Annotated in this window: 14 protein-coding genes and 1 pseudogene; 9 read left to right on the forward strand and 6 right to left on the reverse strand. The window is 44.5% G+C overall.

Annotated elements, in window-relative coordinates:
- Window positions 1-10: 10 nt before the first annotated feature.
- The gene (locus VL20_RS07820; RefSeq protein ID WP_052276146.1) at window positions 11-2938 is read right to left on the reverse strand and encodes a DEAD/DEAH box helicase; all 2928 of its coding nucleotides are present in this window, start codon (window positions 2936-2938) and stop codon (window positions 11-13) included.
- Window positions 2939-3269: 331 nt separating this feature from the next.
- Between VL20_RS07820 and VL20_RS07825 the strand changes: the two genes are divergently transcribed.
- The 3 genes from VL20_RS07825 (at window position 3270) to VL20_RS07835 (ending at window position 5756) form a co-directional block, all read left to right on the forward strand.
- A complete protein-coding gene (locus VL20_RS07825; protein ID WP_052276147.1) occupies window positions 3270-4202 on the forward strand; it encodes a GGDEF domain-containing response regulator in 933 nt (310 codons plus the stop codon).
- Window positions 4199-4981 (forward strand): transporter substrate-binding domain-containing protein, encoded by a 783-nt coding sequence (locus VL20_RS07830; RefSeq protein WP_052276148.1) that lies wholly within the window; start codon window positions 4199-4201, stop codon window positions 4979-4981. The genes VL20_RS07825 and VL20_RS07830 overlap by 4 nt, the downstream gene beginning before the upstream one ends.
- Window positions 4982-5219: 238 nt before the next feature.
- Window positions 5220-5756 (forward strand): tetratricopeptide repeat protein, encoded by a 537-nt coding sequence (locus VL20_RS07835; RefSeq protein WP_052276149.1) that lies wholly within the window; start codon window positions 5220-5222, stop codon window positions 5754-5756.
- 54 nt (window positions 5757-5810) lie between these two features.
- Here VL20_RS07835 and VL20_RS07840 read toward each other — a convergent pair whose 3' ends face one another.
- Together VL20_RS07840 and VL20_RS07845 are read right to left on the reverse strand one after the other, a co-directional pair.
- Window positions 5811-7610, reverse strand: coding sequence for an SLC13 family permease (locus tag VL20_RS07840; protein WP_052276150.1), 1800 nt, complete (start codon window positions 7608-7610; stop codon window positions 5811-5813).
- 4 nt (window positions 7611-7614) lie between these two features.
- Window positions 7615-10395, reverse strand: a complete 2781-nt coding sequence (locus tag VL20_RS07845) for a cation-translocating P-type ATPase (protein WP_052276151.1) — start codon at window positions 10393-10395, stop codon at window positions 7615-7617.
- Between the two features lie 89 nt (window positions 10396-10484).
- Here VL20_RS07845 and VL20_RS07850 point away from each other — a divergent pair, with 89 nt between their 5' ends.
- From VL20_RS07850 to crtB, 3 genes and pseudogenes are all read left to right on the forward strand, one after another.
- The gene (locus tag VL20_RS07850; protein ID WP_158499328.1) at window positions 10485-10700 is read left to right on the forward strand and encodes a hypothetical protein; all 216 of its coding nucleotides are present in this window, start codon (window positions 10485-10487) and stop codon (window positions 10698-10700) included.
- A 63-nt stretch (window positions 10701-10763) separates the two neighbouring features.
- Window positions 10764-12193, forward strand: a pseudogene (gene pds, locus VL20_RS07855) (15-cis-phytoene desaturase).
- A gap of 105 nt (window positions 12194-12298) precedes the next feature.
- Window positions 12299-13231: a 15-cis-phytoene synthase CrtB gene (gene crtB / locus VL20_RS07860; RefSeq protein WP_052276152.1), complete on the forward strand. Its 933-nt coding sequence runs from the start codon at window positions 12299-12301 to the stop codon at window positions 13229-13231.
- Window positions 13232-13294: 63 nt separating this feature from the next.
- Here crtB and VL20_RS07865 read toward each other — a convergent pair whose 3' ends face one another.
- On the reverse strand, window positions 13295-13771 hold the full coding sequence (locus tag VL20_RS07865; RefSeq protein WP_052276153.1) for a hypothetical protein: 477 nt from the start codon (window positions 13769-13771) through the stop codon (window positions 13295-13297).
- A gap of 405 nt (window positions 13772-14176) precedes the next feature.
- Between VL20_RS07865 and VL20_RS07870 the strand changes: the two genes are divergently transcribed.
- A complete protein-coding gene (locus tag VL20_RS07870; protein ID WP_002740673.1) occupies window positions 14177-14419 on the forward strand; it encodes a hypothetical protein in 243 nt (80 codons plus the stop codon).
- Between the two features lie 60 nt (window positions 14420-14479).
- On the opposite strand, the gene VL20_RS07875 is transcribed toward VL20_RS07870, so the two are convergent.
- The gene (locus VL20_RS07875; RefSeq protein WP_052276154.1) at window positions 14480-15172 is read right to left on the reverse strand and encodes a pirin family protein; all 693 of its coding nucleotides are present in this window, start codon (window positions 15170-15172) and stop codon (window positions 14480-14482) included.
- A gap of 954 nt (window positions 15173-16126) precedes the next feature.
- Between VL20_RS07875 and VL20_RS30865 the strand changes: the two genes are divergently transcribed.
- The gene (locus VL20_RS30865; protein ID WP_052276155.1) at window positions 16127-16945 is read left to right on the forward strand and encodes a hypothetical protein; all 819 of its coding nucleotides are present in this window, start codon (window positions 16127-16129) and stop codon (window positions 16943-16945) included.
- A gap of 216 nt (window positions 16946-17161) precedes the next feature.
- Here VL20_RS30865 and VL20_RS07890 read toward each other — a convergent pair whose 3' ends face one another.
- Window positions 17162-17806 carry a Uma2 family endonuclease gene (locus VL20_RS07890; protein ID WP_052276156.1) on the reverse strand — a complete coding sequence of 215 codons (645 nt, stop codon included), beginning with the start codon at window positions 17804-17806 and terminating at the stop codon, window positions 17162-17164.
- On the opposite strand from VL20_RS07890, the gene VL20_RS07895 reads away from it, so the two are divergent.
- Window positions 17805-18764: an enediyne biosynthesis protein UnbU gene (locus tag VL20_RS07895; protein ID WP_052276157.1), complete on the forward strand. Its 960-nt coding sequence runs from the start codon at window positions 17805-17807 to the stop codon at window positions 18762-18764. The genes VL20_RS07890 and VL20_RS07895 overlap by 2 nt on opposite strands.
- The last annotated feature ends 33 nt before the right edge of the window (window positions 18765-18797 follow it).

Raw genomic sequence — 18797 nt, forward strand, 5'->3', positions numbered from 1 at the left:
GCGATCAATATTACAAAGGAAAACGCTTCATGGCTGTGACGACGAGACGGGCATTATCTTTAAGGACTTGGGAAACCCGGGGAATTTGGGGAATTTGCCAGAGAACATCGACGGTGCGCCGTAATAATCGCACTAGATCTCCCTCATCGAGGCTAGTATTTTCGCACAATTCCGGCCAGGATGTCCCCTGGGCCCAACGGGAGGCAATCCCCATCAGTTGGGTTTCTAACCAGACGGGAATAGTGATATCGTAGCGAGATTGAGCTTGATAGAGTAAACGGCGAACTTCTCGCAGACCGGGGGAATTTTCCTCTCCTTGTCGCAAAATATCGATAACTTCTGGCACGGGCGGGTAATTGCACCAAGTATCGGGGCGAGGGGGTTCCGTAATCATGGCGCTGATGGCGGCGGCTAGCTGGCTAGGAGTCAATCGGTCCAAATCTCCAGACATCATCGCTAATCCTAACCAGAGTTCATTTTCCCCGCGAATAGTGGCCGCCGCTTCTCCGAGGGGAGTGGGCAAATAACCCTCTAATGCTTGGAATTCCCGCAAAATCTCGATTAGATTCAGAAATTCTTCCCAGTAGTAGGATTTACGCGATTGTTGTTTTTGGTATTTAATCTGGGTCTTGTGTAACTTATCGCGAGCAATTTCTCGATCGTAGTATAATTTCATCAATCGCCCTGGATTTTTGCGTTTTTGCAGGGGATGAGCGGCAATTTGACTATTGACAATTTCAATTTTTTGTGCCTGTGTTGCCAGTTCCGCCACTGGTGGGATGCCCTGCACTTGTTGGGGGATTAAATCTGCGATCGCCTGAGTATTTTCCTCACCCTTGCGCCACCCCCCTAGGGAAACTGCTTCTAGGGAAGGGGGTATCAGTTCGCCTAATGCCGCAGGAGCGAGAAAACCTCGATCTATCTCGCTAATATCGGCATAGGCGGCTAAATACCAGCGATTATCACTGCCTAAACACACAAGGGTTCGCACTTGACCGGCTCCGTGCAGGGTATTGACAAAGATAGCGGGGACGGGGACGGGAACCTTAATATGTTTGCCCTTGAGATGGAGGATAGTTCCGACGGCAATATTCGGCAATTTTAGATGTATTTCCTGTCTTTTCTGGGCCTCTGCCTGACTAGCGATGATTTTATACAGTCTTTCTTCTTCCCGCAGTTTTTCCCGTAGCTTTTCGTAACTGAAGACCTGCTCCCGTTCGATACCGGCTAATTCCATATCCAACTTAGCCAATTCGGTGGTTAAGGCGGTAATCTGTTGTCGTTCGGGGCTTAACTTCAAACGAGCGAGATATTCGGCGAAACTGCGCTCTAAGAGGTCTTTGGCCTCCTCTAGACTGTGTTTTTGCAGGAGATTTAAGACCATGCCGTAACTGGGCGCAAAACAGCTTTGCAGGGGTTCCGGTTGAGCGATGGCCAGAAAAGCCGCTTCTTTTGCTCCTTCAAAGGGCGTTTGTACTGTCACCACATGGCCCACTGCGTCCATTCCCCGGCGACCGGCCCGGCCGGCAATCTGGACAAATTCCGAGGGAGTCAGCATACTATGGCCATCATCGGTGCGTTTGGAGAGGGCCGAGATAACGGTGGTGCGAGCGGGCATATTAATCCCGGCTGAGAGGGTAGCGGTGGCAAAAACCACCTTAATTAAACCGGCTTCAAAGAGTTGTTCGACTAATTCTTTCCAGAGGGGTAAAATCCCGGCATGGTGAACACCACAGCCCCGGGTGAGGGGTTCCACTTGGTCGGCCCGCACCAATTGGGAAGCACTGGCTAGGAATTCAAACAGTTGATTTTTCGTCTCGGGGGCGGCGGTTAAGAGGCTGAGGAGTTGCTCGTCAGACTGGGGGTTATTAGCGAAAAAAGCCAGTAATTTCTGGTGTAGAGGCGGATTTTCGACGGCAAAGAAGGAAAGGGCTAGTTCTTGCAGATTGGGATTATCTTCCAGAAAGAAAATGAGTAAACGGTAGTAAATAGCTCTAGCTTCTTCTTGATTAACGAGATTGAGGTTTTTTAGCTCTCGAATCGCCTGATCGCAACCTTTACGGCTGAAAATGACGTAAATGGCTGGGAGCATATCCTTGTCCCGCAGAGTGGTGACAATCGAGGCGATGGTGGGACAATCTTCTCGTTTTAAGCGTCGGGGTTTGCCGTGGCCGACTTTTGAGCGTAGTTTCGGGTTAACTTTGCTCTGTTTTGGGTCGAGCAGCGGGAATAATCCCTCTTTATTGGCGAAATAAAAGCGCAGGGGGACGGGGCGAAAATCGGAGTTAATTAGCTCGCAGCTGGAGGTCTGTTTATTGTCGCTGGGTTGGCGCAGTTGCCGCACCCAGTTAATCCAGTCGGTGAGTTCCCCCGGGTTGCCGATGGTGGCGGAGAGGGCGACTAATTGGATACTAGGGGGACAGTAGATAATTGATTCTTCCCAAACGGTGCCGCGACCTCGATCGCTGATATAGTGACATTCATCGAGAACTAGGGTTTCCACGTTTTCTAGGGAAGTGCCTACCTCACCGATTGGAGTTTGGTAGAGCATATTGCGAAAAATTTCTGTAGTCATGACTACAATTAATGCGGAGGGATTGATCACCACATCACCGGTAATCAATCCCACTTCCGCAAACAGCAGCGGGGAATCCTCATCGCCATCGGTGGGGGTGCGACCGAATTTTTCTTGAAAATCCCGGAATTTTTGGTTAGAAAGAGCTTTCAGGGGAGTGGTGTAGAAAACCCGTTTACCCCTTTCGAGGGCGCGATAGATGGCGTATTCTCCGATTAAGGTTTTGCCGGAACCGGTGGGAGCGCAGACAACCACTGATTTACCGGCAGCGAGGGCAGCGATCGCCGATTGCTGGAAGTCGTCGAGTTTAAAGGGAAAAATGGTTTTGAGATCCAAAGAAGTAGGGTTGAGGGACTCTTTCACGTCAAGTCTAAGAGGAGAAATTTTTTAAATTGTGGCTATTCTGGCTGGCTTTTTTTATTCTAGTCGAAAAAAGCGGACTTCTAGAAACTAGGGATAAGCTTAACCTTTGGGGCGATGCCCAATCCCATCATACTTCATCTGTATAAGAAATGCTGTATCACTAATAGGTAGGTAGGCGTTAAAAGTTGTCAGATCCCCCGCCTATCGGCACCCCCCTTATCAAGGGGGGCAGGGGGGATCGAACCTAAAATCCATTTTTAATTTAATTATAACCAGCCACTTAATTGTATCTCTATTTTGTCCTTAGCTTGATTAATTATACCTACTGATCATGATTAAATTTCGTCCTGAAGACTGTCTGGTTTTAGTGGTTGATGATGTCGGTAAAAATCTCCAATTGGCTGTGAAGATTCTTGATTCTGCTGGTTATGCCACTATTTGTGCTAGTAGTGTTAAACAGGCAATAGAACGAGTAAAAACTGCTAATTTTGACCTAATTCTTCTTGACTTAATGATGCCAGACATGGAGGGACTAGAACTTTGTCGCAGACTAAAAAGTGATGCTTTATCCGCTCATATACCGATTATTTTTGTAACAGATAGTAAGGAAAAAGAAGATATTATCAATGCTTTTAATTCTGGGGCTGTGGACTATATAAATAAACCCTTTCATAGTTGGGAACTGTTAGCCAGAGTTAAAATTCATCTAGAACTGAAAAAAACGCAAGAAGAACTGAAAAATATCAATTCTCAACTAGAAAAGCTAGTCATCACCGATAGCCTAACTGGGGTGAATAATCGTCGAGAAATTCTCGCCTTGGGCGATAAAGAATTGCAACGATGTCGCCGTTATCATCGTTATTTTTCGGTTTTAGTCATCGATATCGACCATTTTAAACATATTAACGATACCTTTGGTCATCTCCTAGGGGACAAAACTTTAATTACTGTCGCTGGGGCAATTAAAAACTGTCTGCGTCAAGTGGATAGTTTTGGGCGCTTTGGGGGCGAGGAATTTGTCGCTATTCTCCCAGAAACTAATCTTGAAGATGCTGCTACCACAGCCTGGCGCATTTGTCAAGTAATTAACAAGTTAAATATTGAAATTGATCGACAAAAAGTGCGAGTTACTGCTAGTATTGGTGTGGCAACATTTAGCCCTGAAGATAATAATCTAGAAGCGGTGATCGAGCGGGCTGATCATGCCATGTTTGCCGCTAAAAATCAAGGTAGGAATCGAGTTAGTTTAGGTAAAACAGTATGAAAAATTTGTTATTTATTCTTGGTTTTTTGCTCTTGGGTGTAGCCCCAAGTTTTAGCGCCGATCTCGATACAATTATACGCCGGGGAAAATTAATTGTCGCTGTTAAAAATAATCTCCCTCCCCTCGCTTTCCTTGATTCTCAGGGGAATCTGCAAGGATTGGAAATCGACATCGCTAAACGTCTAGCGTCAGAAATTCTCGGTTCTGACAGTGCTATTATTCTCAAACCCGTTAGTAATCAAGAACGTTTACAGGTGGTTATTGATGATCGAGTAGATTTTGCGATCGCTCGTGTGGCGATTACTCCTGCACGTCAGCGCTTAGTGGATTTTAGCCCCTTTTATTACCTCGATAGCAGCGGTTTTGTGACGAAAAACCCCCAATTGCAGCGTTTAGAAGACTTAGCTAACTCTAGAATCGCCGTACTCAACGGCTCGACGACAATCGCCCTTGTGCGTTCCAATTTGCCTAACGCTATCCTGCGCGGGGTTGCTTCCTATCAAGAAGCTTTAAATTTACTGGAAACCGGGGAAATAGACGCTTTTGCGGCTGATAATAGCCTTTTAACTGGTTGGGTGCAGCAATTCCCCAATTATCGTCAATTACCGATCGAGTTAGGGGCGATCGCTCTAGGAGTCGTTCTCCCTAAAGGTTTACAGTACCAAAGTCTCCGAGAACGCGTCAACCAAGCGATCGAGCGGCTAGAATCCACCGGTTGGTTAGCAGAACGGCTGAACTATTGGGGTTTACCCCTGAGAATTCGGGAAATGGGAAGATAGGGAGAGGGGTGTGGGAAGATAGGGAGAGGGGTGTGGGGTGTGGGGTGTGGGGTGTGGGGTGTGGGGAGGGGGGAGAAGGGAGTTTTTTGCTGTGAACAGTGAACAGTGAACTGAAAACTCAAATCTGATCACTGATAACTGATCACTGATCACTGATAACTGATAACTGATAACTGACTAAATCCTGCTATAATCTGAGTGAATAAGTATAAAAATATTAATTGCTCGATCGCTAATTATGGAAGATACCCTGCCGCTTATTTACGTTTCTGGATTGCTAATTTTCGTGATTGGTTTAGGAATTTTTGTCATCGTGCAAATCTTTAAAACCCGTCGAGTGGAAGGAACCTTTAACAAGCTACAAAAAAAATTGCAAAAAGAAAAAGGTACGGCTAAAGATTACTATGAATTAGGGAGTCTTTATCTCGATAAAAAACTCTATGTTCAAGCCTTGAGTTTACTACAAAAGGCTTTAAAAATCTCTGGGGAAGAAAGCATCGAACCAGAAAATCAAGCTCTAATCTACAATGCGCTCGGTTTTTCCTATTTTGCCCAAGAACAATTAGAATTAGCGATTCGTAACTACAAAGAAGCAATTAAACTTTATCCTGAATACTCGATCGCTCTCAATAATCTTGGCAATGTTTACGAAAAGAAACAAATGGCTAAAAAAGCTCTCGAAACCTACGAAGAAACTCTCAAATTTGATCCTAATAATACCGTAGCCAAAAAGCGAGCCGAATCCCTGCGTAAACGCTTCGCTGAATCGAAATAGTTTTGACTACTATCAAATTCTTTTTAGAGATCGAAGATTCTTCGATCTCTTTCTTTATTTCAAGCCATAAAACAAGACAATTAAACTAGGGGTTAAAATCGTCAAAATTAAATTTAGGGGCGCACCCAAACGGGTAAAATCGAGGAATTTATAGCCGCCTGGTGCATAAACCATGGTATTAGTTTGATAGCCAATTGGTGTTAGATAACTATTAGAAGCAGCAAAGGTGACAGCATACATAAAAGCCAAAGGATTTAAACCCAAAGTTTTCGCCACTTCCACGGCGACGGGAATCATTAACACGACGGCAGCATTATTAGAGAGGATTTCAGTTAAAACTGAGGTAATTAGATAGAAGAAAACTAAGATCCAAAACCCCGAAAGATTGCCGCCGATAGCCACTAAATTATCTGCTAACCATTTAGTCGTTCCTGAGTTATCCATGGCAGTACCCAGGGGAATTAAACCCGCTAATAAAAAGATAATATCCCAACGAATGGAACCATAGACTTCCCCCGGTTTTAGACAGCCAGTAATTACCATTAAAACCACTCCAACTAAACTGGTGACGAGAATCGGTTGAATATCAAAAGCGGCAATAATAATCACCAACAAAGTAATTATTAAAGCAATAATTCCCTTATCCTTTCGCAGGGATTCGATGTCTTTCTCTTCTAAGACTAATAATTCTCGCGTAGTTTGTAACCCCACAAAACTCTGTTTTGGTCCCTGAACTAAGAGCAAATCGCCAAACTTTAAAGGAATTTTACCTAATCTTCCTTGCAGTAATTCCGAACCACGCCGAATCGCTAGAACCGTTGCGTTATAACGCTGACGGAATTTCAAATCTTTTAAAGTTGTCCCAATTAAACGGGAATTAGAGAGAATCAAAACCTCGGCTAATTTTTCCTCACCTGTAGTAATTGCCGATTCAATATCTTCTTTCTGAAATTTGACATCGGCAAAGATTTCTAATCCCCGTTCATCTTTAATCTTTAATAGTTCTTCCCGACTACTGTGAACGATTAAAATATCGCCAGCATTGAGAACTTTATCAGCTAAAGGTTGGGGTAAATGTACCTTATTCCTGATTAATTCCAACACATCAAAATCAAACTTTCTTTGTAGTCCACTTTCGGATAAAGTTTGACCGATAAGATTAGAACGAGTGCTAATAATTACCTCACTCAGATATACTTTAGAACCATAATCATCGTCCAAAAATTCCCCGGTGGAAGATTTGCGATCGGGTAATAATTTCGGGGCAAAAATTGCTAAATAAATCAAACCTGCCAAAAAAGTTACTACCCCCAAAGCAGTGAATTGAAATAAGCTAAATTGCCCATAACCCAGCTTGGCAGAAATACCACTAGCGAGAATGTTTGTAGAAGTTCCCACCACGGTAATCATCCCCGCTAAAACCGTGGCGTAGGAAAGGGGAATTAATAACTTAGAAGGGGAAATTTTTTGTTTTTTACACCAATCTTCAACGATGGGTAAAAAGATCGCCACCACTGCCGTGTTATTAATAAAAGCACTAATTGGCCCTACTAATGCCCCTAGTACAAATACCTGTTGGTGGGGACTTTTGCCCCCCCAAACCAGCAAGCGATCGCGGATTACTTGAATCACTCCCGTGCGGGTAATTCCGGCACTAAGTACAAACATCGCCATCACTGTCACCGTGGCAGAATTACTAAATCCGGCGATACCTTCTTCAGGAGTAACTAAACCCAAAAGAATCAGGACAATCGCCACGGATAAAGCGGTTAAATCTACCGGCAGCCATTCCGCCACAAAAGCGACTAAAGCAACGACTAAAACCGTTAAAGTCAGAATAATTGGTGTTGGCATTGATTTATTTTTTCGTCATGAACCAGCGAATAAATAACTTCTCTAACTCAATCCAAACAAACATTAAGGCACTAAATCCAAAACAGATTAATAATTCCGTGCCACTAATCCATTGAGTACCGAAGAAGTTTTGTAGAGGAGGAGCATAAATTAACAACAATTGTAGGATCGTTGTCAAGCCCACGGCGACAATAATGTAAGGATTAGAGAAGGGATTCATTTGCACAGCTAACTGGGTATGGGAACGCACCGCCAAAGCATGACCCATTTGTGCTAAACAGAGGGTAGTAAATACCATGGTTTTCCAGCGTCCAGGATCTCCGATTTCGGGGGTTGCCTGAGTATATTGGTAAGCCCAGTACATCATAATAATGGTCAGAATGGCAAAGACGATGCCGATGCGAATCATATACCAACCCAACCCGCGAGCAAAAATGCTTTCCCGGGGGCTAAAAGGTGGACGTTTCATCACATTAGGTTCGGCGGGTTCCATTGCCAAAGCAAGAGCCGGTAAACCGTCGGTGACAAGGTTCATCCAGAGGATTTGCAAGGGAGTCAGAGGTACACCCCCCATACCGATTAAAGGAGCCGCAGCAATGGTTAAAACCTCGCCAATATTACTGCCGAGAATGTATTTAATAAAGCGCCGAATGTTACTGTAAACCACGCGCCCTTCTTCAGTGGCAGCGACGATGGTGGCAAAGTTATCATCTAGCAAAATCATATCACTGGCTTCTTTGCTGACATCGGTTCCCGTAATCCCCATGGCGATACCGATATCCGCTTGTTTTAGTGCCGGAGCATCATTGACTCCATCCCCCGTCATGGCGACGAATTTGCCCCGTTTTTGCAGGGCTTGGACGATTCTCAGCTTATGTTCGGGAGAAACGCGAGCATAGACGCTCACACCATCTACCTCTCCCTCTAGGTCATTCTGAGACATTTTTTCTAATTCTTTACCCGTGATTACTCGCTCTCCGGGGGCAGCAATGCCTAATTCAAATGCGATCGCCTTGGCGGTTAATTGGTGATCTCCGGTAATCATAATCGGACGAATTCCCGCTTGACGACAGAGGGCAACCGCTTCTTTAACTTCTTTGCGGGGTGCATCGAGCATTCCCACCAATCCCAACCAAACCAGGGATTGTTCCTCACTATCTTCTCTTTCCGCTTCTGGCACTTCTGTCATCGGTTTATAGGAAAAACCTAAGACTCGTAGGCCATTACCCGCCATTTCGTCATTTTGTGCCAAAATACGGCTTCTTTGTTCATTTGTTAAGGGTTGACTTTCCGCCCCAACTTGGATCAGAGAACAACGTTCGAGAATTAATTCCGGTGAGCCTTTGGTAAACATCAAATAGGTAGAATCACCCAAACCTAACTGAGCATTCTCACAGATTACTGACATTCTCTTTCTTTCGGAAGAAAAGGGAAATTCGCCTAAACGAGGGCTTTTTGGTTCCAATGCTTCCCGATATAGTCCTCCTTTACCCGCTAACGTCAGTAAAGCTCCTTCGGTGGGATCGCCTAAAATTGACCATTCTTGAGCTTGATTCTGCAAAAGTGCATCATTACACAGGACACAAGCCGTTAAAATTGCCTGTAGTTCGGGATCACTTTCACTAGCACCACTAAACTCACCGATGGGCGCGTAACCCTCCCCCGTGACAGTAATTGTCTGCTCGGAAGTATTAACTTTCTGCACCACCATTTTATTTTGAGTTAAAGTTCCAGTTTTATCGGAGCAAATCGTCGTTACCGAACCTAAGGTTTCCACTGCCGGCAATTTACGGATTAAAGCTTGTCTTCTCACCATTCTTTGGGTTCCAATTGCCAAAGTCACCGTTACCACTGCCGGTAAACCTTCGGGGACAACGGCCACAGCCATACTGAGGGAAGTTTCTAGTAGTGACTCAAAAAACTGCCAACCGAAGCGAATTACGCCCCCAAGCACGACTACAGCCACTAAAGCTAGGGAACCACTCACTAAAACGTTACCTAACTGCGACATTCGCTGCTGTAGGGGAGTTGGTTCACTTTCTACTCCTTGTAACATGGCGGCGATTTTACCGATTTCCGTATCCATTCCCGTCTTGGTAATCGCCACTTTCCCCCGTCCTTGTACTACTTCTGTACCCTGATAGACGAGGTTAATGCGATCGCCTAAAGAGGCATCTTCCGGTAAAACCTTCTGTGCTTGTTTATTCACCGATTCCGCTTCCCCCGTCAGGGCAGCTTCCCGGATTTGCAGATTTTGTGCTTCTAATAATCTGCCATCGGCGGCAATTTGTACCCCCGCTTCCAGTAACATGATATCCCCGGGGACAAGTTCCTTGGCCGCCACTTCAAAGGTGCTACCATTACGGATAACCCGGACTTTCGGCGAGGATAACTGCTTAAGGGCGGCTAAAGCCTTTTCTGCCCTGCTTTCCTGTAAATATCCTAAAATACCGTTTAAAATAACAATTGTAAAAATAGCGATCGCATCTTTGGGAAATTCCGCTTTTTTCAGGTCCAAAACCGCCGAAACCACCGCCACGGCAATCAGCATCACTAACATAATGTTAGTAAACTGTTCCCAAAGAATCATTAACGGGCTACGTCCCCCCGTTTCTTTTAGTTCATTTAACCCAAAAATATCCTTTCTTTTGACAATTTCAGCCTCGATTAAGCCGGTTTCCCCATTGGTTCTCAGTATTTCTAGGGTTTGTTCGCCAGTTAAATTATGCCAAGCACGATTATTCTCTATCTCCGAGACTTGGGGGGACGTAGTGGGAAAAGTCATAGCGATCGATTGAAGAGGGTGTATGCGTAAACTCAAAAGGTAAGCGAATTAAGCTAATTACATATCACAATATCAGTTATCAGTTATCAGTGACCAGTAATCAGTTATCAGTGACCAGTTATCAGTTATCAGTGACCAGTTATCAGTCAGCAGTTATCAAGGAAGTGGGGAAGTGGGGAAATGGGGAAGCTGTCTCATCACCCTATCACCCCAAAACCCCATCACCCCAAAACCCTATCACCCTATCACCCTATCTCCTCCTGCCACCTGCCGACCGCCTTCTCGATAAGCTGAAAAAAATGTAACGAAATGTGAAGTATAATAGCGAATGTGATAAAGACAAGACATTAGAGAGTAGATAGGAAACGATGCGAGTTGCGATCGCTGGTGCGGGACTAGCCGGATTATCTTGTGCGAAATACCTTGTCGATGCGGGACATACGCCCATCGTACTGGAACGTCGCGATGTATTAGGGGGAAAAATTGCCGCTTGGAAAGATGCCGATGGGGACTGGTACGAAACCGGTTTACATATCTTCTTTGGCGCTTATCCCAATATGCTGCAATTATTCCAAGAATTAGGCATAGAAGATCGCCTACAGTGGAAAGAACACTCGATGATCTTCAATCAGCCGGAAAAACCAGGGACCTATTCGCGGTTTGACTTCCCCGATATTCCCGCCCCAATTAACGGTATTGTTGCCATTCTTCGCAATAATGATATGTTAACTTGGGAGGAAAAAATTAAATTTGGACTCGGTTTAATTCCTGCCATTGTTAAAGGCCAAAGTTACGTCGAGGAGATGGATAAATATTCTTGGTCGGAATGGTTAGAGAAACAAAACATCCCCCCAGGGTAGAAAAAGAAGTATTTATCGCTATGTCGAAAGCCCTAAACTTTATCGATCCTAACGAGATTTCCGCCACGATTCTACTAACAGCCCTCAACCGCTTTTTACAGGAGAAAAACGGCTCAAAAATGGCTTTTCTCGACGGTTCACCCACGGAAAGACTCTGCCAACCTTTAGTCGATTACATCACCGCTAGAGGTGGCGAAGTGCGCTTAAATGCCCCTTTAAAAGAGATTCTCTTAAATGAAGATGGCACGGTTAAAGCCTTCTTAATGCGCGGTTTAGACGGGGCGAAAGATTATCTTTTTGAAGCCGATCTTTATGTGTCTGCGATGCCTGTAGATCCTTTAAAAGTTTTACTACCTAAACCTTGGCAAGAAGATAAATTCTTTCAAAAATTAGAAGGATTAGAAGGAGTTCCCGTCATTAATCTACACCTCTGGTTTGATCGCAAACTAACCGACATCGATCATTTATTATTCTCCCGTTCGCCCTTACTCAGTGTTTATGCTGACATGAGCAACACCTGTAAAGAATACGCTAACCCCGATCGCTCGATGTTAGAATTAGTTCTCGCTCCCGCTCAGGATTGGATTAGCAAATCCGATGAAGAAATTATCGCCGCCACGATGAAAGAATTAGAAAAACTCTTTCCTCAACATTTTACTGGCGATAATCCCAGTCAATTGTTAAAATATCATCTGGTGAAAACTCCTCGATCGGTTTATAAAGCCATCCCTGGCCGACAAGCTTATCGACCTTCTCAAAAAACTCCGATCGAGAATTTTTATCTCGCCGGTGACTATACCATGCAAAAATATTTAGGAAGCATGGAAGGAGCCGTTTTATCGGGGAAATTAGCGGCAGCAGTGATCAGCAAAGATCACCCCGCAGCACCGCTAAACCTGAATAAAACCCAATCTACACCAGTGTCCAGCGCTCGTTAATTCTCTGGCTAGGGACTAATGACGAAAATGGCCTTGAGTGAGACAATGCTATATCATTAGCCACAGTTCGCCGTTAATCTAAGTCAATCATTCCGCCCCAGCAGAATGCTCCAATTGCCAAAACCGACCCACCCCACCAAACCCCTCGTCTCCCTTGCGGAGTCCTACGAACTCTGTCGCCGGATTACAGAGAAGTATTCCAAAACGTTTTATCTCGGTACTCTCCTGATGCCGAAAGCAAAACGTCAAGCGATCTGGGCAATTTATGTCTGGTGTCGTCGTACCGATGAACTGGTCGATGGACCCCAAGCCCGGTTAACTACACCTGAAACCCTTGATTTATGGGAAAAACAGCTAGAAACAGTCTTTTCTGGGGTTGCCCTTGAGGATGCCGATGTCGCTCTCGTGGATACTCTAGAAAAGTTCCCCATGGATATCCAACCCTTTCGGGATATGATCGCTGGGCAACAGATGGATCTCTATCGCAGTCGTTATCAAACCTTTGATGAACTAAAACTGTACTGCTATCGGGTGGCGGGAACGGTGGGGTTAATGTCCAGCGCGGTCTTAGGATTGGAAGATGGCGATCGCTCGGCTCCTTGGCGACGCAATCAAAGCGTTTATATTCCCCAAGAAGAAGCGATCGATCTCGGTATTGCCAATCAATTAACCAATATTTTGCGGGATGTGGGGGAAGATGTCCATCGTGGGCGGATTTATCTACCTTTAGAGGATTTAGAGCGTTTTAACTACAGCGAAGATGATTTACTCAAAGGGGTTAATGATGACCGTTGGAAGGCGTTAATGCGCTTCCAAATTGAGCGGGCCCGTTATTACTATGATTCTGCCGAAAGGGGGATTCGCGCCCTTAATCCCGATTCCCGTTGGCCGGTTTGGGCGGCTTTACTGCTTTATCAAGGCATTTTAGACGTAATTGAAGCAAATAACTACGATGTCTTCGCCCGTCGTGCCTTCGTGCCTTTAGCCAAGAAAATGCTCTATTTACCCGTAGCTTGGCTGCGATCGCAGGCGTTGTAAAAATGCGACGGGTTTTGTCGCTTACCGACTCCACCCGTCGAGTCTTAACTAGGGTTGGCTTTTTCAGCGCGATTTAGGAGTCACCAACCAGAAAGGTCCGGTTTCCGTGCAGGGAACATCTCGATCGGTTTCGTAAACCACAAGGCTATCTTGGCGATCCAAAACCAGGGCTTCTCCTAGACGGACGTAGGATATAAATGGGCCAAGATAGCGGACAACAGGCTCATCGCTACAGGACGGCAATACCCGATCGTTAAAATACTCCCACCCCACATCCTCGACGCTTTCATAGTAGCGGATGCTGAGATCATCGATCGCTTTCCCCGGAAAACGTTCTCGGATAGCTGACCGGAGAAATTCTGGCAGCGGTCGATCGGGCGATAATAATGTGGCAGATTTCATGGCCTTTCCCCCTAAAACTAAAGGAAGCGGGAAACTCTGACAAATGCCTCCCCTATCGTGACTATTCACTTCCGCTCCCCACCCCGCCAATTTTTTACTAGGGATGGAAGCCAGCGCAGGGAGTCCCTTTGTATTTATTGTAACAAATTTCCCCGCAAAGGTTCAGGGCGATACCGTCAGAACAGTTTTTCTTGATTTTTCGTTACAAAGATTGACAAATTTATCCTTTTATTTCAGCGATAATAAGTAGGTAGGTATTAAAAACTTTCAGACACCCCCCTTATCAAGGGGGGCAGGGGGGATCCCCCCGCCTATCGGCACCCCCCTTATTAAGGGGGGCAGGGGGGATCGAACCTAAAATCCATTTTCAATTTAATTATAACCAGCTACTTAATAATTACCCGGCGACAAGCCAGAAAAAATAGTGGAAACAGGGAAAGACGGACGAGGCTGGGGCTAACTAACTAGCAATAATGATAGCGAGAAAAGAAGTGGTTTAGTAGTGCCGAATTCTCGTTCCCGATCATTTAGGAGGTAGGAAAGATGACAATTTATGTCACCCGCGAGGGAGATAAACTGGTGGCCGATTCCCCACTGGAATTGGTGGAAAAATTACAACAATGTCAGGGGAGAATGACGGAAACAAGACAGGACTTCATGACTCGGATGGCTGCACAGATGGTAGCCAGCCAAGGCGTTACTGTTCCCATCACCGATCCGGAGAATTTTATCGCCGAGCTAATCCACAACGATTTTCTGAGCGTGGTGGACAGTATTGATGGCTGAAAGTCGGCCGGGGAATTGGCGGCAAAACTTAGCCACTAGGGTTCCTAACACTCAACCCCACTACCCTAGGTCAAAAAGCAAAATTTCCGAGTCTTCTAGAGATTGAATAGCCAAGGAAGTTTCCTCGCTAATTGCCGCTCCATCCCCCGCTTGTAAATGCACGCTATTTAGGGTTATTTGCCCTCTAGCCACCTGTAACCAGGCATAACGACTGGGAGCTAAGGGATGAGTCAGGGACTGGCCTGGGGGCAGAATTCCCGAGTAGAGATTAACGTCTTGATGGACTTTAACCGCATTATCGGCACCGGTGGGAGAGGCGATTAATTGTAAGGTATGGGGAGAAAATGCGATCGCTTTTTGTTCATAACTGGGTTCTAGATTTTTTTGGTCGGGAATAATCCAAATTTGCAGAAGATGGAGGGGATTAGTGGCAGAATGATTAAATTCACTGTGTTTTATCCCTGTTCCCGCGCTCATCCGTTGAATTTCACCGTGTCGAATCACGGAACCTGTGCCGAGACTGTCTTGGTGTTCTAGTTCTCCCTCCAAAACATAGGTTAAAATCTCCATATCCTGGTGTCCGTGGGTGTGAAATCCTTTTCCCCCAATCACTTTATCCTCATTAATAACTCTTAGACTCCTAAAATTAATCTGTTGGGGATCATAATATTGGGCAAAAGAAAAAGTATGATAGGTATCCAACCAACCATAGTTAGCGTGGCCTCTTTCCTCCGCTTTGCGTATAGTAATCATCGGTTTTCCTCTTTTTTATTTCTATATTCCTAGTCTATAAAATATTGCCAAAAATGATAAGTAGGCACTAAAAGTCAGATAGTTACCTTGGAGTAATCATTATGGCAATGTTATTAAATTTTATGGATTTTGACTGGGATCCCCCTGCCCCCCTTGATAAGGGGGGTGCCGATAGGCGGGGGGATCCCCCCTGCCCCCCTTGATAAGGGGGGTGCCGATAGGCGGGGGGATCCCCCCTGCCCCCTTGATAAGGGGGGTGCCGATAGGCGGGGGATCCCCCCTGCCCCCTTGATAAGGGGGGTGTCTGACAATTTTTAACACCTACCTACTTAATAATTCTGATTCCTGTCAAGCTAAGGCTATTTTAAAAGCAATTATTCGTAGGAGTCTTGCCAGACAAAGCGGCTCTTCTAGGTTCTGTGTGATAAGTTTAACTTACTATAGAAGCGATCAATCTTTGTGTCCTTTGTGTCTTTGTGGTTCCTTCCACTCGCTCGTCAGCAGGACTGTATCTTAGAATACATTTTACCCACCAAACCTAAGAGAGCCTCCCTTTTCTGTCAGAGGAGGGATAGGAAGTGTAGATAGTCAGGGTAAGCGTATTTTAACAATCCTTGACAAAATAAACCTAGAGGGCGATTTGGGTATATTTGGGTAGAATTTGCCCTCTCAATTGTTAAGCAACAATCGACCAAATAGGTCGAGTTTGTAACTATTCTGATTGACTGCTATCATTTGAAATGCCTACACAGCAAGGGGCTGACAAAATTGGCGAATTGTCAACAGCGTTTGAGCTGCGCTTACCTGGGTAAATAGTGTAATAAAACTTAATAAATTATCCTGATTATAGATTACTGATGTTCTCGATTCTCTTCCTTTCGGATGACTTGACAAGAAAAATTCTTATTGTACAATTCGGGAAAGAATGTAGTTACTCGAAGGAGTTTCAGTCAAATGATTAATACTCGGTTAAAACCCGTCACTACGGGTCTCATTGGTGCTGTAGGTTTGGGGGTTGCTTTATTAGGGATGCCAGAAGCGGTGAAAGCTGCAACAGTAGTGGCAGGAACAGATTATCTTAGTTCACCTGCAGGCTCTAACTTTGTGACTATTGGTGGACTGGGAACAATCCAATTAAAAGGACTACCCTTTGGTCCTGGTAACACTGATACTACTGTTGAACGGCAAGCTGACTGTGTTTTTAATGCGGGTACTTGTAATATTCCTATTGAGATGACCAATCTCTCTTTAATAAGCATTGACCCGGTAGCTATTAATGGTCAGTTAGTTGATCTGTTTGTTAAGATTGCCCCCGGAAGCAGGTCAACTGGGATAATGACAATCAATCAGGATCATACATTTAGCTCTGTTTTAAACTTAGATTGGCAAGTTCTAGCTGCTCCAGTAGGTAGTGGGATGCAAAATGCTACATGTGTGGCTGAAATTGCTGCATTGCCTGGGTTTGAAGCTGACTGTTCTTTGCTTACCCCAGATCAATTAACGGCTAGTGGAAGTTGGGGATCAACACCTCCTCCTGGTGCTGTAATTGTCAAAGGACCGGTCGGTGATCAAACAGCGAATCTTCATACAAATCTGGGTGCTGATCAGATGGACTTTTTCTTGATAGGTGATGTTGAACACAATCACAGAGACTATGCTGCTAACCATACAGTGAGACAAGCAAAGGTTCCCGAACCTTCAGCTGTATTAGGCTTAATTGCGGTAGGTTTAAGCTCAATAGTCGGATTTAAAGGCAAAAAAGAGCCAAAATAAGCCTTCGATCGCTTCTTTTTTACCAAGAAAAAGCCCCCAATTGGGGGCTGAGGAAGAATGTAGTTACTTCTTGGAGTATAGCAAATCATGTCGAGAATTGGCAAATATAGCTCGATTTTTGTTTATTATCGCGGGAAAAACGCCTAACTGTAGCATTTGGGCAGATTACTTCATAAGTTGCAGTTCAGCTGGCTTGATCGAGATTTCAGGTCAAACTTAAGCCAAATCTCGCCAATCTATCCCTAAATCTTGTAACTTCCGAGCCATCTTTTCTGCCACTTCTTCAGGGGTGGGAACAAGTTTACCTTCAGGGGTAAAAAAGCGTAATTGGCTGTCATGAACCCCTAAAAATAATTCTAACTGTTGACTCCATAACCAGCCCTGTTCATTCGCTGCAATTTCTTCGTATTTTCCTACCATCAACTGAAAACCCTTAAATTCTAAACTATTGGGATCAAACCAAAAATAGTTAGGAGTCCGGAAAGTTTCCTGATAAATTTCTTTCTTGAGACCTCGATCGGTTTCTGCCGTTGAATCAGACAAAATCTCGATGATGACATGGGGATATTTCCCATCTTCTTCCCACACTACCCAACTTTTACGCGGTTTTCTTGCTACTCCCAAAACCACAAAAAAATCAGGACCTCTAAAATATTCTGATTTTCGTTGATTGGGACTGTAATAAATAGTCAGATTACCAGCCACAAAAAAATCATTTCTGTCTTGCCAATACCATTCTAAGCATTTTAGGAGCAGAATCATCTGTTGTAAATGCAAATAGGACTCCATAGGGGGTTCATCACTCAGTAAATCACTTTTGGGAAAGATAATTTCCTTTAACTCATCTTCAACAATAACCATGACAACCACTCAATTATTTAATCTTCCCTATTTTAGCTCTTCAGTAGAGCGTTCTACGGTTTCTTATCAACCTAACCGTTTAGCAGGATTACGACGCTTTGCTATAGCGATTACCTTTCTCAATATTTTAGGTCATACTGTCCTCGGATTTGAACAATCTTGGGCGCAACCTCTGGTGGCTTTAGCAACAGGTTACAGCGTAGAATTATTATTAGAAAGCGTTGATGCCGGGGTAAATGGCTTTAAACCTAGATATTTAGGAAGTATCGGTCAGTTTGTCGATTTTCTGCTTTCTGCCCATATTACCTCATTAGCGATCGCTATGTTACTCTATGCTAATGAGCGTTTATTTCCGATTATGTTTGCAGTAGCGGTGGCTATCGGATCTAAAGCAATTTTTCGGTTACAAGTGGCAGATAAAACCCGTCATTTTCTCAATCCTTCTAATTTTGGTATTAGCGTTACCTTACTCTTATTTCCTTGGATTGGCATCGCGCCGCCCTATCAGTTTACCGAGAATTTAAGCGGTTGGGCAGATTGGATTTTACCCGTCTTAATTGTTTGTACGGGAACGTTTTTAAATGCCCGTTTTACTCGTAAACTGCCTTTAATTGCGGGATGGTTAGGGGCTTTTATCTTACAAGCAATCCTCAGAAGTGCTATCTTTCAGACACCGTTAATCCCCGCCCTATTACCCATGACAGGGGTGGCTTTTGTCCTCTTTACTTTCTATATGGTGACGGATCCGGGAACAACACCAATTAACCCCCGTGAGCAGATAATTTTCGGGGCATCTGTAGCCGTTGCTTATGGCATTTTGATGTCCTTTCACATTGTTTTTGGGATGTTTTTCGGATTGACACTGGTGTGTTGTTTCAGAGGGTTGATATTAGCGGTTGAACCCTTAAAAGCAAAATTACCCCTAGTACAGGCTTCCGGCATTTTATCAACTCCTTAACAAGCAGTAGGCTTGTACTAGCAAAAAACTCGT

The sequence above is a fragment of the Microcystis panniformis FACHB-1757 genome (assembly GCF_001264245.1).
Classification (GTDB): Bacteria; Cyanobacteriota; Cyanobacteriia; order Cyanobacteriales; family Microcystaceae; genus Microcystis; species Microcystis panniformis.

Coding starts and splice junctions, on each gene's coding strand:
- VL20_RS07890 (WP_052276156.1), bottom strand. CDS start 17,806: ATGGTTATTGTTGAAGATGAGTTAAAGGAAATTATCTTTCCCAAAAGT.
- VL20_RS07870 (WP_002740673.1), top strand. CDS start 14,177: ATGACAATTTATGTCACCCGCGAGGGAGATAAACTGGTGGCCGATTCC.
- VL20_RS07835 (WP_052276149.1), top strand. CDS start 5,220: ATGGAAGATACCCTGCCGCTTATTTACGTTTCTGGATTGCTAATTTTC.
- VL20_RS07845 (WP_052276151.1), bottom strand. CDS start 10,395: ATGACTTTTCCCACTACGTCCCCCCAAGTCTCGGAGATAGAGAATAAT.
- VL20_RS30865 (WP_052276155.1), top strand. CDS start 16,127: ATGATTAATACTCGGTTAAAACCCGTCACTACGGGTCTCATTGGTGCT.
- VL20_RS07830 (WP_052276148.1), top strand. CDS start 4,199: ATGAAAAATTTGTTATTTATTCTTGGTTTTTTGCTCTTGGGTGTAGCC.
- VL20_RS07875 (WP_052276154.1), bottom strand. CDS start 15,172: ATGATTACTATACGCAAAGCGGAGGAAAGAGGCCACGCTAACTATGGT.
- VL20_RS07825 (WP_052276147.1), top strand. CDS start 3,270: ATGATTAAATTTCGTCCTGAAGACTGTCTGGTTTTAGTGGTTGATGAT.
- VL20_RS07840 (WP_052276150.1), bottom strand. CDS start 7,610: ATGCCAACACCAATTATTCTGACTTTAACGGTTTTAGTCGTTGCTTTA.
- VL20_RS07895 (WP_052276157.1), top strand. CDS start 17,805: ATGACAACCACTCAATTATTTAATCTTCCCTATTTTAGCTCTTCAGTA.
- crtB (WP_052276152.1), top strand. CDS start 12,299: ATGCTCCAATTGCCAAAACCGACCCACCCCACCAAACCCCTCGTCTCC.